This window comes from Shewanella sp. CG12_big_fil_rev_8_21_14_0_65_47_15, assembly GCF_002783505.1.
Classification (GTDB): Bacteria; Pseudomonadota; Gammaproteobacteria; order Enterobacterales; family Shewanellaceae; genus Shewanella.
Genome location: NZ_PFGL01000002.1, coordinates 19,747 through 34,904 on the forward strand (window position 1 = coordinate 19,747; position 15,158 = coordinate 34,904).

General features: G+C 46.3%; 9 protein-coding genes. 4 read left to right on the forward strand and 5 right to left on the reverse strand.

Annotated features, from left to right (window positions below; genetic code table 11):
- Positions 1-29: 29 nt before the first annotated feature.
- Positions 30-809 (reverse strand): flagellar motor control protein ZomB, encoded by a 780-nt coding sequence (zomB, locus tag COW15_RS01310; RefSeq protein WP_293628976.1) that lies wholly within the window; start codon positions 807-809, stop codon positions 30-32.
- Between the two features lie 229 nt (positions 810-1,038).
- Between zomB and cysB the strand changes: the two genes are divergently transcribed.
- Positions 1,039-2,013 carry an HTH-type transcriptional regulator CysB gene (cysB, locus tag COW15_RS01315; RefSeq protein WP_293628977.1) on the forward strand — a complete coding sequence of 325 codons (975 nt, stop codon included), beginning with the start codon at positions 1,039-1,041 and terminating at the stop codon, positions 2,011-2,013.
- Positions 2,014-2,120: 107 nt separating this feature from the next.
- Here the strand turns inward: cysB and COW15_RS01320 are convergent, their stop codons facing one another.
- Together COW15_RS01320 and COW15_RS01325 are read right to left on the reverse strand one after the other, a co-directional pair.
- A complete protein-coding gene (locus COW15_RS01320; RefSeq protein WP_293628979.1) occupies positions 2,121-2,783 on the reverse strand; it encodes a response regulator transcription factor in 663 nt (220 codons plus the stop codon).
- Between the two features lie 221 nt (positions 2,784-3,004).
- Positions 3,005-3,469 carry an acyl-CoA thioesterase gene (locus tag COW15_RS01325; RefSeq protein WP_293628981.1) on the reverse strand — a complete coding sequence of 155 codons (465 nt, stop codon included), beginning with the start codon at positions 3,467-3,469 and terminating at the stop codon, positions 3,005-3,007.
- Between the two features lie 366 nt (positions 3,470-3,835).
- Between COW15_RS01325 and COW15_RS01330 the strand changes: the two genes are divergently transcribed.
- Positions 3,836-7,219 carry a glycosyl hydrolase family 18 protein gene (locus tag COW15_RS01330; RefSeq protein ID WP_293628983.1) on the forward strand — a complete coding sequence of 1,128 codons (3,384 nt, stop codon included), beginning with the start codon at positions 3,836-3,838 and terminating at the stop codon, positions 7,217-7,219.
- A 160-nt stretch (positions 7,220-7,379) separates the two neighbouring features.
- Here the strand turns inward: COW15_RS01330 and COW15_RS01335 are convergent, their stop codons facing one another.
- Complete coding sequence (locus tag COW15_RS01335; RefSeq protein WP_293628985.1) at positions 7,380-8,450, reverse strand: 3-deoxy-7-phosphoheptulonate synthase; 1,071 nt, start codon at positions 8,448-8,450, stop codon at positions 7,380-7,382.
- A 181-nt stretch (positions 8,451-8,631) separates the two neighbouring features.
- A complete protein-coding gene (locus COW15_RS01340) occupies positions 8,632-9,444 on the reverse strand; it encodes a pyruvate, water dikinase regulatory protein (protein WP_293628987.1) in 813 nt (270 codons plus the stop codon).
- A gap of 124 nt (positions 9,445-9,568) precedes the next feature.
- On the opposite strand from COW15_RS01340, the gene ppsA reads away from it, so the two are divergent.
- Both ppsA and COW15_RS01350 read left to right on the forward strand, forming a co-directional pair.
- Positions 9,569-11,938: a phosphoenolpyruvate synthase gene (gene ppsA / locus COW15_RS01345; protein WP_293628989.1), complete on the forward strand. Its 2,370-nt coding sequence runs from the start codon at positions 9,569-9,571 to the stop codon at positions 11,936-11,938.
- Positions 11,939-12,036: 98 nt separating this feature from the next.
- Positions 12,037-15,078 (forward strand): FAD-binding and (Fe-S)-binding domain-containing protein, encoded by a 3,042-nt coding sequence (locus tag COW15_RS01350; RefSeq protein WP_293628991.1) that lies wholly within the window; start codon positions 12,037-12,039, stop codon positions 15,076-15,078.
- The last annotated feature ends 80 nt before the right edge of the window (positions 15,079-15,158 follow it).

Genomic DNA, 15,158 nt, shown 5'->3' on the forward strand with positions numbered 1-15,158 from the left:
CCTGTTTTACTCAAAAATATCGAATAAGATCACCATTTCTTTTTAGGCTGGAACAACATATCGATATCATCTTCCTCATTTTTAGATCTAGGTGCACTCGGTTCTGACAGTTTTTGAGCGCCCATAATCTCATCGAGTAGCAGTTTAGCTTCATCAACCTTGCGACCAATAAAGGGATCATTGGGTGTCTGTGCTTTAATCGCATGTAAAGTGGCCAAAGCTTTAGTGACCATTTGCTTCGAAGAACCATACTGTTTCATAAAACTCGCAGCACGGGCGCGGGACAGCATAGAATCAACATTAATCCTGAGCTGCAAGCTATCGATGCGGTTTTCTTCTTGGGCAAACACACTCGGATCAACGCGGCCTTTATTGTGCTCTGCCCGTAATATCGCCTTGAGTTTTTTTAGGGTTTGCACTAATGCTAAAATTTGTTTGTCGTTGTCTGGTAGCCTAAACCCCTCAATTGGAGGCGCTTGTGGCGGGCTAGATTGTAATGAGTCTATTTGATTTTTGAGATCGGCGAGACGACGTTGAAAATCCGCCTTTTGTTGGATTGCGCTGAGTGTCGTTGCAATTTCTAACGCATCTTGAACGCGGCGATACAACACCAACATAATATGGGTACTACAAGGTATCATACCAGTATTGGATAATACCGTTTCCGTTTCATCGATGATGGCCCTTTGACGGGCAAACTCGATGCGACGCTCAGCCTCAGCACGTTCTTTTTGTTGTTGTATAACGTTAATTCCGATAACAAGCAGTAAAAGTGCACCGATGAGGATCAGAACCAAGGTGAATGACATAGATGTTCCATTATTTATCCAATTGAGCTAATGCTACAATAAATCAATAAACTAGCATAGTTATCTTAGCCTAGGTTATCATTTCTGTCGTATGAATCTTCAGACTTGTGCTCTATATTCCTATTTGCTTTAATTTTTGCGTTATACTATAACGATTGATTATAGATGAGTGTAATTTTACCACTCAATGAACAATACCTTTATGCGTATTTGAGACAAAGGATAGAAGATGAAACTGCAACAGCTCAGGTATATTGCCGAGGTAGTAAAACATAACCTCAATGTATCGGCAACCGCTGAAAATTTGTATACCTCTCAACCAGGGATCAGTAAACAAGTTCGCATGTTGGAAGATGAGTTGGGGATCCAAATTTTTGGCCGTAGCGGTAAACATTTGACCCATGTGACGCCAGCTGGACTGCAGGTCATTAATATTGCCAATGATATTTTAGGTAAAGTTGAAAGTATTAAAAAAGTCTCGGAAGAGTACACTAAGCCGGATCAAGGTGAGTTAAATATTGCCACCACAGATACCCAGGCTCGTTATGCCTTGCCGCATATTATTCGTCAGTTTATCGACCGTTATCCCAAAGTTAACTTGCATATGCACCAAGGCACGCCTTCGCAGATCAGTGAGCAAGCTGCCCGTGGAGATGCGGATTTTGCGATTGCGACCGAAGCCATGCATTTGTATTCCGATTTAATTATGTTGCCCTGTTATCACTGGAATCGCTCCGTAGTGGTGCCTAAAGACCACCCACTTGCCTCACGCAGTCATATTAGCATCGAAGATTTAGCCCGTTTCCCGTTGGTGACCTATGTATTTGGTTTTGACCGTGCCTCTGAAATTGAAAAAGCCTTTAATCGCGCGAGTTTAGAACCTAGGGTGGTATTCAGTGCGACCAGTGCCGATGTGTTAAAAACCTACGTTCGTTTAGGTTTAGGTGTCGGGGTGATTGCTTCTATGGCAATCGATCCTAATGTCGATAAAGATCTCGTGGCCATAGATGCGGGGCATTTATTCGCCCACAGTACGACGAAAATTGGTTTTAGAAAGGGCAGTTTTTTACGCAGTTATATGTATGATTTTATCCAACACTTTGCACCACACTTGACTCGTGATGTCGTTGAGAAAGCGGTTGCGTTGCGGGATCAGCAGTTAATTGATGAGATGTTTGCCGATAAAAATCTCCCCATGCGTTAACCCTACTCGCAATCATAAAAAATGCCGCGAATATTTGCGGCATTTTTTATGGGGCAACTAAATGTTCCCATTTCTCCGATAGAGGATGGAGTACTCAGTGTCACACCTTAAGATAAGTCACCCTTATCCATCTCGAGTTGGGCGAGGGCGATAACAGCTTGCGTGCGGTTACGCACACCGAGTTTTCTAAAAATAGCCGTCGCGTGGGCTTTGATGGTGGCCTCAGATACACCAAGATCGTAGGCAATTTGCTTATTCAGTAAACCTTCGGCAAACATTTGCAGCACTTTATATTGCTGTGGGGTCAGATCCGACAACTTACTCGCCATTTTATCGGTATCGTCATCTTCAACTGGGATAATTTCGGCCCCCGCAGGTAGCCAAATATCACCCAACAATACTGCGCTCAGCGCTTCTTTTAGGGTTTCCATCGATGCCGATTTAGGAATAAAACCACTGCTGCCGTAGTGGATTGCACGACTTATCGTATTGATATCTTCATGGGCAGAAATCACCACCACGGGAAGGTCTGGGTAGTGGGCGCGTAAGTGGATCAAGGTCGAATAGCCGTGGGAGCCGGGCATTTGCAGATCCAGCAGCACTAAGTCATAGCTGGTATTTTGTGCATCTAAAACCGATTGTAGTGCATCGGCACTGTCGGCTTCATACCACTGGGCATGCTCAAAGGCACTGGTGAGTGCTTGACGTAACGCATTTCTGAACAATGGATGATCGTCTGCGATAATGATATTTAAGTTTTCTAGCTTCATGGCTTTTATGATTATGTTCGGTGCGCGTGAAGATTGAACTCAATGTAACAGAAAAGTAATCAGGGATCCTATTGCTTTATGCAGGAATATTGACAAAATTTTTATATGTTTCTTGTTGTTATACTTTTGTCTAGTGGCCGTTAACGATGAATGACGGCGAACTTGAGCCCAAAAACAGTGCCATTTATGGGGTCAAGGACGCTATCTTGAGTGCCTAAATTCTATTCCGCAGCCCAGACTTGCGTGGGGTTTCGTTGTTCGTCTACGGCAACAAAGGTAAATACGCCGCGTATGGCATGCTCTCGGTGATCTTGGTACATATTTTCCACGAAGATGTTCACTTCGACTTTTAAGGAGGTATTACCGACATGGATCACCCGCGCGATCAGTTCGGCTAAGGTGCCTGCGGGGATCGGCTTTTTAAAATCGATTCGGTCAGAACTCACTGTGACTAAGGTTTTACGACAAAAACGAGTCGCAGCGATAAAGGCCGTTTCATCCATCCACGCTAAAGCTTCGCCACCAAATAACGTATTGTGATGATTGGTGATGGATGGAAATACCGCCTTGATAACCCGCGCTTCAGAGGAGTCGATTCGCGTTTGAATCGCCTCTGGGAATTGTGCTTCATGGGTTTCGGTTTGTGAGGTATTTTCGGTGTTTGGAGAAATGGGCGTAAGCGACATACAGCAACCTAAGGTAATGCAGCAAATAAGGCAGAATTATAGAGATCTTTAATTCTTAAAGATAGAAAACCACTTCATTTTGAGCCTCTAGCGGATTTTATTGTCGGTTTATTACTAACCTTTTAGGCGGCTATGCATAGCAGATAATATTTTAAACTCATTTTTAAGTATAAGTCATTAAAAGTAATATGATTTTTAAATTTTGTCATATCTAGTTATTTAATATAACACTTTAAAGGTTAACAAATTACTTACATTGAGCTACCTTGAATATTCCGCAGTAACCCCTTTGTTGTCATCTGACGTTGTATGTGCTCGTGTAAAGGACTATTTCGGTAACATACTATAATAAAAGAGGATTTCAACATGATCTGTAATATACCTTGGGTAATGAAACAACAGAGGTTCGTGTGGTTAATGGCCACAGCTATGGCGGGTTTCAGTTATTCACCAACGGCTGCAGCAGTGAGTTGTCAAGATATAGCGCCTTGGAACAGTAGCCAAATCTATGCAACTGTCACGCCTGTTACCTACGATAATTATCTCTATCAAAATAAGTGGTGGACCCAGAATGAAAACCCGAGCCAAACGGGGCAGTGGGGTGTATGGGAAAACAAAGGCGTGTGTGATGGTGTGCAAAACCAAGCGCCTACACTGGCCATTTTGCAGCCGCAAAACAATGTGAGTGTGAATTTAGGGGATGTCGTCGTGCTGCAGGCCGATGCATCCGATGTTGACGGTACCGTTGCGAGCGTAAATTGGTTTACCAATGGTCAGGCGGTAACTAGCCCTTGGACGACTAATGTGATCGGCAGTGTCCAGCTTAAAGCGGTAGCGACCGATGACAAAGGTGCGACGACCGAGAAAAGTGTTGTGCTAAGTGTTATCAATCCTGCGAGTGAAAACTTACCGCCTGTGACAGAAATTTTGTTACCTAGCAATGACAGCGCTGTCACTGTTGGCGACTCAGTAACCATTACCGCGAATGCGAGCGATCCTGATTCGGGGGATAGTATTACTAAAGTTGAGTTTTATCTTGATAGTCAATTGATTGCGACTGATAACAGTACACCCTATTCGGCAATATGGCAGGCAGCTGGAGTCGGTGAGCATCAAATACAAACCCGTGCCTATGATAGTCACAATGCCAGTGGCCTTTCGACAGTCATCAAACTCAATGTTGCCGCTGCTAATCAAGCACCGAGTGTGACATTAACCGCGCCACAGGCCAACTTTCAAACCGATTTAGGTGCAAGCTTATCACTCACGGCAACTGCGACTGACAGTGATGGCGATGTGACCAGTGTGCGCTTTTATGCTAACGATATGCTCGTTGCTGAAGATGCAACCGCGCCATACAGTGCGCAATGGACTGCCGTTGCAAACGGTGACATTCGTTTCACGGCTGAGGCCATTGATAATCTTGGCCTGATGACATTATCAACCGCTGTCATCGGCCGAGTAGGTCAAGCACCAACCGATAATGAGGCTTGCCGTCCTGAAGGTTTAGTGGGCGATTCCGTCTATTGCGATGTGTACGATGAACAGGGCCGCGAGAAAATGGGTAGCGATCATGCCCGCCGCGTTATCGGTTACTTTACCTCGTGGCGTACGGGTAAGAATGGCCAGCCGAGTTATCTCGCAAATGATATTCCGTGGGATAAAATTACCCATATCAATTATGCATTTGCGCATATTGATTCGAATAATAAGGTCTCTATTGGCGATCCCAATAGTGCGACGAATGCGGCAACAGGATTAGAGTGGCCGGGCGTTGCAGGCGCTGAGATGGATCCCGAGTTTAATTACAAAGGCCATTTTAACTTGCTCAATAAGTATAAAAAACGCCATCCAAACGTTAAGACTTTAATCTCGATTGGTGGTTGGGCTGAAACGGGCGGTTACTTTGATGATAACGGCAATCGCGTTGCCAGTGGTGGTTTCTATGAGATGACTCAGACGATGCAAGGGATTGAAACTTTTGCCGATTCAGTGGTGGCGTTCTTACGCACTTACAGCTTTGATGGGGCGGATATCGATTATGAGTACGCGACATCAATGGCCAAATCCGGTAATCCTGATGATTTTGCGATGTCAGAGCCAAAGCGCGCGACTCTGTTTAAACAATACGATCTGCTGATGAAAACCCTGCGTGAAAAACTCGATGCCGCCAGCAAGCAAGATGGTAAGCACTACATGTTGACCGTTGCTGCGCCAGCATCGGGCTATTTGCTGCGTGGGATGGAGGCGTATCAGATGACCCGCTATCTCGATTACGTCAACATTATGAGCTATGACTTGCACGGCGCGTGGAACGATTTTGTCGGTCACAATGCGGCGCTGTTTGACACTGGTACAGATGCTGAGCTTGCGCATTGGGATGTTTATAGCACGGCGCAATATGGCGGCATTGGTTATCTCAATACCGACTGGGCTTACCATTATTTCCGCGGTTCTATGCCAGCAGGTAGGATCAATATTGGTATTCCTTACTATACGCGTGGTTGGCAAAATGTCAGTGGTGGCACCAACGGCCTATGGGGCTTAGCGGCATATCCTGATCAAACGGCTTGCCCTGTGGGTACAGGTGACGGTGCGTCAAACTGTGGCTACGGCGCTCAAGGAATTGATAACCTCTGGCACGATAGTGATGTACGTGGCGATGAGATGTTCGCAGGCTCTAACCCTATGTGGCATGCTAAAAACTTGGAGCTCGGTATCAGCGGCAGTTATTTAAGCCTTTATGGATTAGATCCGCAAACGAATGTCGCCGATCGACTGACGGGCACCTATGAGCGCCATTATGACGCAGTGGCAGAATCTTCATGGCTTTGGAACCCTATAAAAAAGGTGTATCTGTCTACTGAAGACGAGCAAGCTATGGCGCGAAAAGTGCAATATGTGGTCGATAACGGCATTGGCGGCGTTATGTTCTGGGAGTTAGCAGGTGACTTTGGCTGGTATCCAGAGCGTAACAATGGTCAGGGAGAGTTCTTTGTCGGTGATACTATGACCAGCATTGCGTACAACGGATTTGCACAAGCAACCCCGTATGGCAATCGCACCAGCAATCAGGTAATGCCATCACAAACATTGGCCTTAACGGCAAGCTTATCTGGCTATAAAGTGGGCGACAGTAACTATCCTATTACGCCAACCTTAACCATCACCAATCATAGCCAAGTGACTATACCCGGCGGTGCTGAGTTTGAATTTGATATTTCAACTTCGACTTCAGCCGAGATTGCCGATCAATCGGGTATGGGGTTAACTGTGGTAACGGATGGTTCCAATGTGGCAGGAAATAACGTGGGCGGATTAGAGAATGATTTCCACCATGTTCGCTTTATCTTGCCAACCTGGAAAAGTCTCGCGCCTGGGGCAACGTTTGACGGCACGATTAAGTATTACTTGCCTGTCTCTATGCCATCAAACTTTACCGTGAGTTTTAATGGCACTCGATATGGATTTGGTGCGGCGAGTTCCGTTGTGCCACCGGTGGATTGTACTGCAAATCCAAGTTTACCTGAATGCCAAGCACCGGTGGTGGATAGTTGTGAAGCGGCGAGTGTCGATACAGCGAGTATTCCTGCTTATCCAAATTTCCCGCAAAAGGACTATCAGGGAAATCCTAGTCATGCAGCAACGGGCGATCGGATGAAAAACAGTAGCGCCGTGTACCAAGCGAAGTGGTGGACCAATGCGGCACCTGGAACGACTGCAGATTGGGCGTTTGTGTGTAATCTATAACATTGTTTGTGCACTTAAAAGCGTGCAAAGCCGTCAGTTGCAGTGTGTTGTTGACGGTGATGAATACAATAGGTATTAAACCGCTCTTAATAAAAAAACCGATCTAAGATCGGTTTTTTTATTGGAAAATGTATATCACTTTGGACATATTTTTCGAGCGTCAGGCTGATTTTGCTAACAGTGCTTTTCGCTCGCGGGAAGCGGCTGCCAGTTTGCGAAGCAGAACTTCCGAGTCATCCCAGTGTAAACAGGCATCTGTGATACTTTGACCGTAACAGAGAGCTTGACCTTTGACGACCTTTTGGTTGCCTTCCTGTAAGAAACTTTCGGCCATGATCCCGGCAATTGCAGTATTGCCGGCACGCATTTGTGCCATGATATCGTCGGCAACGGCTAATTGCTTAAGGTGATTTTTTTCGCTGTTACCGTGGCTAAAGTCCACTACCACTCGAGGGGTTACATCGACGGATTCAAGCTTTAATCGAGCTTCTTCAATATCCTGCGCAAAGTAATTAGGCTTTTTGCCGCCGCGCAATATGATATGGCCAAAGGGATTTCCGTGGGTGCGATAGACCGCCATGGCGCCGTCTTTATCCGGTGAATAGAAGATATGTGGCACTTTTGCGGCGCGCACTGCATCGACGGCGATATTGATATTGCCATCGGTACCGTTTTTAAAACCAACGGGGCAGGAAAGGGCTGAGGCCATTTCTCGATGAACTTGGCTCTCAGTGGTGCGAGCACCAATGGCGCCCCAAGTGATTAAATCGGCTATGTATTGGCCGTTCACCATATCTAAAAATTCGGTGGCGATAGGTAATTTCAATTCAGTGATCTGTTGCAGTAGCTCGCGAGCAATGCGTAAGCCTTTGTTTGGCTCGAAACTACCATCAAGATCGGGATCCGAAATTAATCCTTTCCAGCCGACAATCGTGCGAGGTTTCTCAAAATAGACCCGCATTAAGATGCACAAATCATCTTTCAATTCTTGATGTAATGCGACTAAGCGCTGGGCATATTCGAGGGCCGCTTTGGTATCGTGGATTGAGCATGGGCCTATGATCACCAGCAGACGCTGATCTTCGCCCATAATAATGGCTTCAACTTCACGACGTTGTTGGACAAGGTAGTCGGCGGCTTCTTGGGTTAATGGGTACTCAGATGCCAGTTGTGCAGGTGAGATGACTTTAGCTAATAAAGAAGTACGTAATTCGTCTGTTTTAATGGTCATTCAAAATACCGAGCTTGCATGCGGCGCTTTTCGCCAGATTGCCACGGATTATAACGAATCGAGCCGAGTTGCACAGTGCCAATTGTGCTAATTGTCGGCATCTGTGCAATGAATTTAATTTAACTTAGACCTATTTAACCTAAATTTGCCCCTGTGGATTAGCTCTCTAAGGTCCGTCGATTTAGAACATATGACGCTCAAGACCCGTCACATCTAAAATCTTAGTCGCAATTTCTTCGACCGAGTGATTGGTGGTGTCTATATAGGGAATACGTTCACGTTTAAACATCATTTCCACTTCTTTCACCTCTAAGCGGCATTGTTTGAGTGACGAGTAACGGCTGTTTTCCATTCGACTTTGGCGAATTTCATGTAAACGCACCGGATCAATCGTTAAACCAAATAACTTTTTCTTATTGCGTTTAAGGGCTTCGTGCAACTTAAGGTTATCCATATCATCTTCGGTAAAAGGATAGTTCGCCGCTTTAATGCCAAATTGCATCGATAAATACAGGCTAGAAGGGGTTTTGCCGCAACGGGACACACCTAACAGGATTAAATCTGCTTGATCCATGTGTTTCATGGTCTGGCCGTCATCGTTATCCATCGCAAAATTAATGGCATCGATGCGCGCCTCATAGCCATGATTGGCTTTACCGTGGGTGCGGTGAAGCACGGGCGAGGCGCTTACGCCTAAATGTTGTTCGAGTGGTGCCACAAAAGTATTTAAAAAATCATAATCTAAGCCTTCACTCGAGTAGATGATGTCGCGAATTTCTGCTTTTACGATCGAATGGAACACTAATGGCCGTTCACCTGTTGTAATAAAACAATCATTAATTTGTCGTTTAACTTGCTCCGCTTTCGTTAATGATTCGACGAAAGGAATTGTAAGTGATTCAAATTCTAATGGAAATTGCGAGAGAACTGCATGTCCAAAAACCTCAGCTGTGATCGCTGTCCCATCGGAAATATAGAATACTTTTGGTGCCATACTGACCTCTTGTAGTAATAAAATTACAAATAAAATTATAGATTTACGCTTCTTCGGCAGGAGTGTAAAATGCCGCTGCCCTCGTGTGAAGGGGCCACTGAAATAAACTTGCGGAGATAGAACTGTGCAGCAATACGTACTCTGGTATCAGGAATTAGGCATGGGTGACGTCAACTTAGTTGGCGGTAAAAATGCTTCTCTTGGCGAGATGATCAGCAATCTGGCCAATGCCGGTGTTCAAGTACCTGGCGGATTTGCGACTACTTCTTATGCGTTCAATGAGTTCCTTGAACAAAGTGGAGTAAACCAGAAGATTTATGACATTCTAGCCACACTGGATGTAGATGATGTCAATGCACTGGCAAAAGTAGGTGCACAGATCAGACAATGGGTGATTGACACCCCATTCCAACCAGCTTTAGAGCAAGCCATTCGTGAAGCTTACGATAAACTTGCCGCTGAAACTAGCGATGCGTCATTTGCAGTGCGTTCTTCTGCCACCGCAGAAGATATGCCAGATGCCTCTTTTGCTGGTCAGCAAGAAACCTTCTTAAACGTGAAAGGATTTGACTCAGTTCTCGTGGCTATCAAGCACGTGTTCGCGTCACTCTTTAACGACCGTGCGATTTCATACCGTGTTCACCAAGGTTACGAACACCACGGTGTTGCCCTGTCTGCCGGCGTACAACGTATGGTTCGTTCAGACAAAGCGGCATCAGGCGTGATGTTCACTATGGACACTGAATCAGGCAACAATGATGTCGTGTTTATCACTTCCTCTTTCGGTCTGGGTGAAATGGTCGTTCAAGGCGCGGTCAACCCTGACGAATTCTATGTTCACAAACCTATTTTAGCCTTAGGTCATAAGGCTGTTGTTCGCCGTAATATCGGTAGCAAGCTCATTCAAATGGTGTACTCAGATGATGCTGCTCACGGCAAGCAAGTGAAGATTGAAGACGTTGCCGCTGACAAACGTCGTCAATTCTCAATCAATGACACCGAAGTCGAAGAATTAGCTAAACAAGCCATGGTTATCGAAAAACACTACGGTCGTCCAATGGATATCGAGTGGGCGAAAGACGGTAACGATGGCAAACTCTACATCGTTCAAGCGCGTCCAGAAACGGTTCGTAGCCGTGAAGATGTGCAATTGATTGAACGTTACCACTTAAAGAGCCGTGGTGCGGTGATCTCTGAAGGTCGTGCTATCGGTCATAAAGTGGGTTCAGGCGTAGCCAAAGTATTAACCTCTATCGCCGATATGGATCAAATCCAACCTGGTGATGTGTTAGTGACAGATATGACCGACCCAGATTGGGAACCTATCATGAAGCGCGCCAGCGCCATCGTGACGAACCGTGGCGGTCGTACCTGTCACGCGGCGATTATCGCCCGTGAATTAGGTGTACCCGCGGTAGTCGGTTGTGGTGACGTGACCGACCGTATCAAAAATGGTCAGCTAGTGACTGTGTCTTGCGCCGAAGGTGACACTGGCTTCATCTATGAAGGTAAACAAGAGTTTGAAGTGATTTCAAACCGTGTCGATTCACTGCCTGCATTACCAATGAAAATCATGATGAACGTGGGTAACCCAGACCGCGCATTCGACTTTGCCCGTTTACCAAACGAAGGCGTAGGTTTAGCGCGTTTAGAGTTCATCATCAACCGCATGATAGGTATTCATCCAAAGGCACTGCTTGAGTTCAATCAACAAGACGCTGCTCTGCAAACTGAAATTAACGAGATGATCGCAGGTTATGAATCACCCGTTGAGTTCTACATTGCCCGTCTGGTTGAAGGTATTGCCTCTATCGGTTCAGCCTTCTATCCGAAGAAAGTGATCGTACGTATGTCAGACTTTAAGTCTAACGAATACGCAAACTTAGTCGGTGGTGACCGTTACGAGCCTGAGGAAGAAAACCCAATGCTCGGCTTCCGCGGTGCGAGCCGTTATATCTCTGAATCCTTCCGTGACTGTTTTGCCCTAGAGTGTGAGGCAATCAAGCGCGTTCGTAATGACATGGGTCTGAAAAACGTCGAAGTGATGATCCCATTCGTTCGTACCGTTAAAGAAGCCGAACAAGTGATCGGCCTGCTCAAAGAGCAGGGTTTAGAGCGTGGTAAAGACGGTTTACGCGTCATTATGATGTGCGAAGTACCGTCAAACGCGCTGTTAGCGGATCAATTCCTTGAACATTTCGATGGCTTCTCTATCGGTTCAAACGACTTAACTCAGCTAACGCTTGGCTTAGACCGCGACTCAGGCATTATTAGTCATCTGTTCGATGAGCGTAATGAAGCCGTTAAGATCCTACTGTCTATGGCGATTAAAGCGGCTAAGGCTAAGGGCGCTTATATCGGTATCTGTGGTCAAGGTCCTTCAGATCACGCCGATTTTGCGGCTTGGTTAGTTGAGCAAGGTATCGATACTGTGTCTCTGAATCCTGATACTGTTATTGATACATGGTTATATTTGGCCGAAGCCCACGGGTGATCTAGGCTGTAATTTGATAAAGATGTTAAAAAAGCCGCTTTGAGCGGCTTTTTTTTTGTTTATAATGGCCCCATAACGATAATTGACAGAAGCCATCCATGTTACCCCTGCTATCACATCAACAAACATTAGAGCCAGTGTATTTGGCATACCTTGATGCACTCGAGCAAAGCGAGTATTCCGGTGATATAGACAAGCGATACAGTGCACGGCTAGTGCAAGCGACCGATAACTCTGTCTATCAATTTTTACCCCAAGCTGTGCTTTATCCTAAAAATCAAAAGGATATACAAATAGCCTTGGCGCTCGCGGCGAAAGACATCTTCCGTGAGGTCACTTTTAGTGCCCGGGGCGGCGGTACGGGTACTAATGGCCAGTCCTTGACCCATGGTCTGATCCTCGATGTGTCGCGCTATATGAACCGTGTGCTCGAAGTGAATGCTGAGCAGGGTTGGGTGAGGGTTGAAGCTGGGGTGATTAAAGATGCGCTTAACGATGCGCTGCGCCCGCACGGTTATTTTTTCAGTCCCGATTTATCCACCTCTAACCGCGCGACCATTGGCGGTATGATCAATACCGATGCCTCGGGTGCGGGTTCACTGGTCTACGGTAAGACGTCAGATCATGTACTGGCACTACGCAGTGTGTTGATCGATGGCAGTGTATTAGACACTCAGCCATTGGATGCTGGACTTTTGTGTAATCCAGATAATGTGAGTGATAATCCACTCGGACAAAAGCTGATTTCGGCCATTGCAAAGGTTTGCCGCGAGAAGCGAGCGCTGATTGAAAAGCAATTCCCCAAGTTAAACCGCTTCTTAACGGGTTACGATTTAAAGCATGTATGGAATGAGGGCCTAACGCAATTCGACTTATCGCGAATTTTAACGGGCTCAGAGGGCACGCTTGCGGTGATAACCGAAGCCAAACTGAATATCACGCCATTGCCGACCGAGCGCGCCATGGTGAATATTAAGTATGATTCTTTCCAATCGGCGCTGCGTCATGCGTCATCCTTAGTCGCCGCGCGGGCGACTGTGGTCGAAACCGTCGATTCTAAAGTGCTTAACCTTGCCCGTGAGGACATTGTTTGGCACTCGGTTTCCGACCTCATTCAAGAAGTGCCGGGTAAAGTCATCGATGGCCTGAATATGGTCGAGTTTGCCGGCGATACGGCAGAAGTTGAGCAAAAGCTTGCGAGTCTTGAGGCGGTATTGACCGAGCAAATTGGTCGTGGTGAATGCGGTGTATTGGGTTATCAAGTGACTCAGGACAAGCCGAGCATCGAAAAAATCTACGGCATGCGCAAAAAAGCCGTTGGCTTATTGGGCGCCACTAAAGGGCGTCGTAAACCCATCGCCTTTGCAGAAGATACCGCGGTACCGCCCGAAAAACTCGCCGATTATATTATGGAGTTTCGCGCAGTACTCGATGGGCATAAGCTGCAATATGGCATGTTCGGGCATGTGGATGCCGGTGTGCTCCATGTGCGACCCGCGCTCGATATGTGTGATGTGGAAGATGAGAAGCTACTGCGGGTCATTTCCGATCAAGTCGCGGCACTGACACTTAAATACGGTGGCCTGATGTGGGGTGAACACGGTAAAGGTGTGCGTGGGGAATATGGTCCATCGGTGTTTGGTGATGAGCTTTATGGTGTTCTTCAAGATATCAAAGGCCTGTTTGACCCCGACAATAGGCTTAACCCAGGTAAGCTGGTGGCGCCTAAAGATACAGGTGCCCTCTATTACGATGTTGACAGTGCCAAACGCGGTAAATTTGATCGGCAAATTCCCGTTGCTGTGCGTGATGCTTTCCCGGATGTGATGAACTGTAACGGCAATGGCCTGTGTTTTAACTACAGCAGCTACTCGCCCATGTGCCCCTCATTTAAGGTGACGGGGGATAGAGTGCAGTCACCCAAAGGTCGTGCTGGCTTGATGCGTGAATGGCTAAGACTGCTTGAAACCGAAGGCGTGGATGTGAACGCGCTGGCGAAAGCCAAACCTTTAGGTATTTTGCAGCGGATGCAAAATACGATAAATGCAAAGCGGGATTATGATTATTCCCATGAGGTTATGGAGTCGCTTAAGGGCTGCTTGGCCTGTAAAGCCTGCTCTGGTCAATGCCCGGTTAAAGTGGATGTGCCTAAATTTAGGGCACAGTTTTTTAATATTTATTATCAACGTTATTTAAGGCCTGCCAAGGATTATCTTGTCGCTGGGATTGAGGACAGCCTCCCCTTAATGGCGGCAGCGCCGCGATTAACTAACTTTGCTTCCCAGAATCCATTGAGCCAATGGGTGATTAAAAAAGCGATTGGTTATGTGGATGCGCCCGCATTATCCGTACCAACCTTAAAACAGCGCCTCGATGGTCACGCGAGCCGGGGCTATGATCTCGCCGCGCTGCAGGCGATCCCCTTAGATGAACGTTCCAAGTTTGTATTGGTGGTACAAGATCCCTTTAACAGCTTCTACGATGCTGGATTGGTGTATCGCTTTATCCAATTAATTGAAACCTTAGGATTAAAGCCAGTATTGTTACCCTTTAAGCCCAATGGTAAGCCGACGCATATTAAAGGTTTCTTGGATAAATTTGCTAAAACAGCACAATCGAGTGCAGATTTCTTAAATCAAGTGCATAAGCTAGGCATGCCGATGGTGGGCATCGATCCTGCGCTGGTATTATGTTATCGAGATGAATATAAAGAAGTTTTAGGTGCTAACCGTGGCTCGTTTGAGGTTAAGTTAGCCAATGAGTGGTTGCTTAGTGTATTAGCGGATATTCCTGCAAAATTGCCCCAGGATAAACAATATACTTGGTTTAGTCATTGCACTGAGTCGACTGCTAAACCCAATACGGCCAAGGAATGGACTCAGATTTTTGCGCATTTTGGTGCTAAGTTATCGGCTATGAATCTTGGCTGTTGCGGTATGGCGGGGACCTATGGTCATGAGGCGGAAAACCTTGAGCGTTCTCAAGCGTTGTTTGATATGTCGTGGAAACAGACCTTAGCTAAACTTGATAAACAACAGGTACTCGTATCGGGTTACTCCTGCCGTAGTCAAGTAAAACGCTTTGCGGGCTATAAACCTAAACATCCGCTGGAGGCATTGCTCGAACTCGTAAAAGATTAAATTGGGCTTTGCCTAGGAGTACAAAAACCGAGCTATGTCGAAACGGTTAATTGGATCCTCAGGGTAATAAGTGTCACACT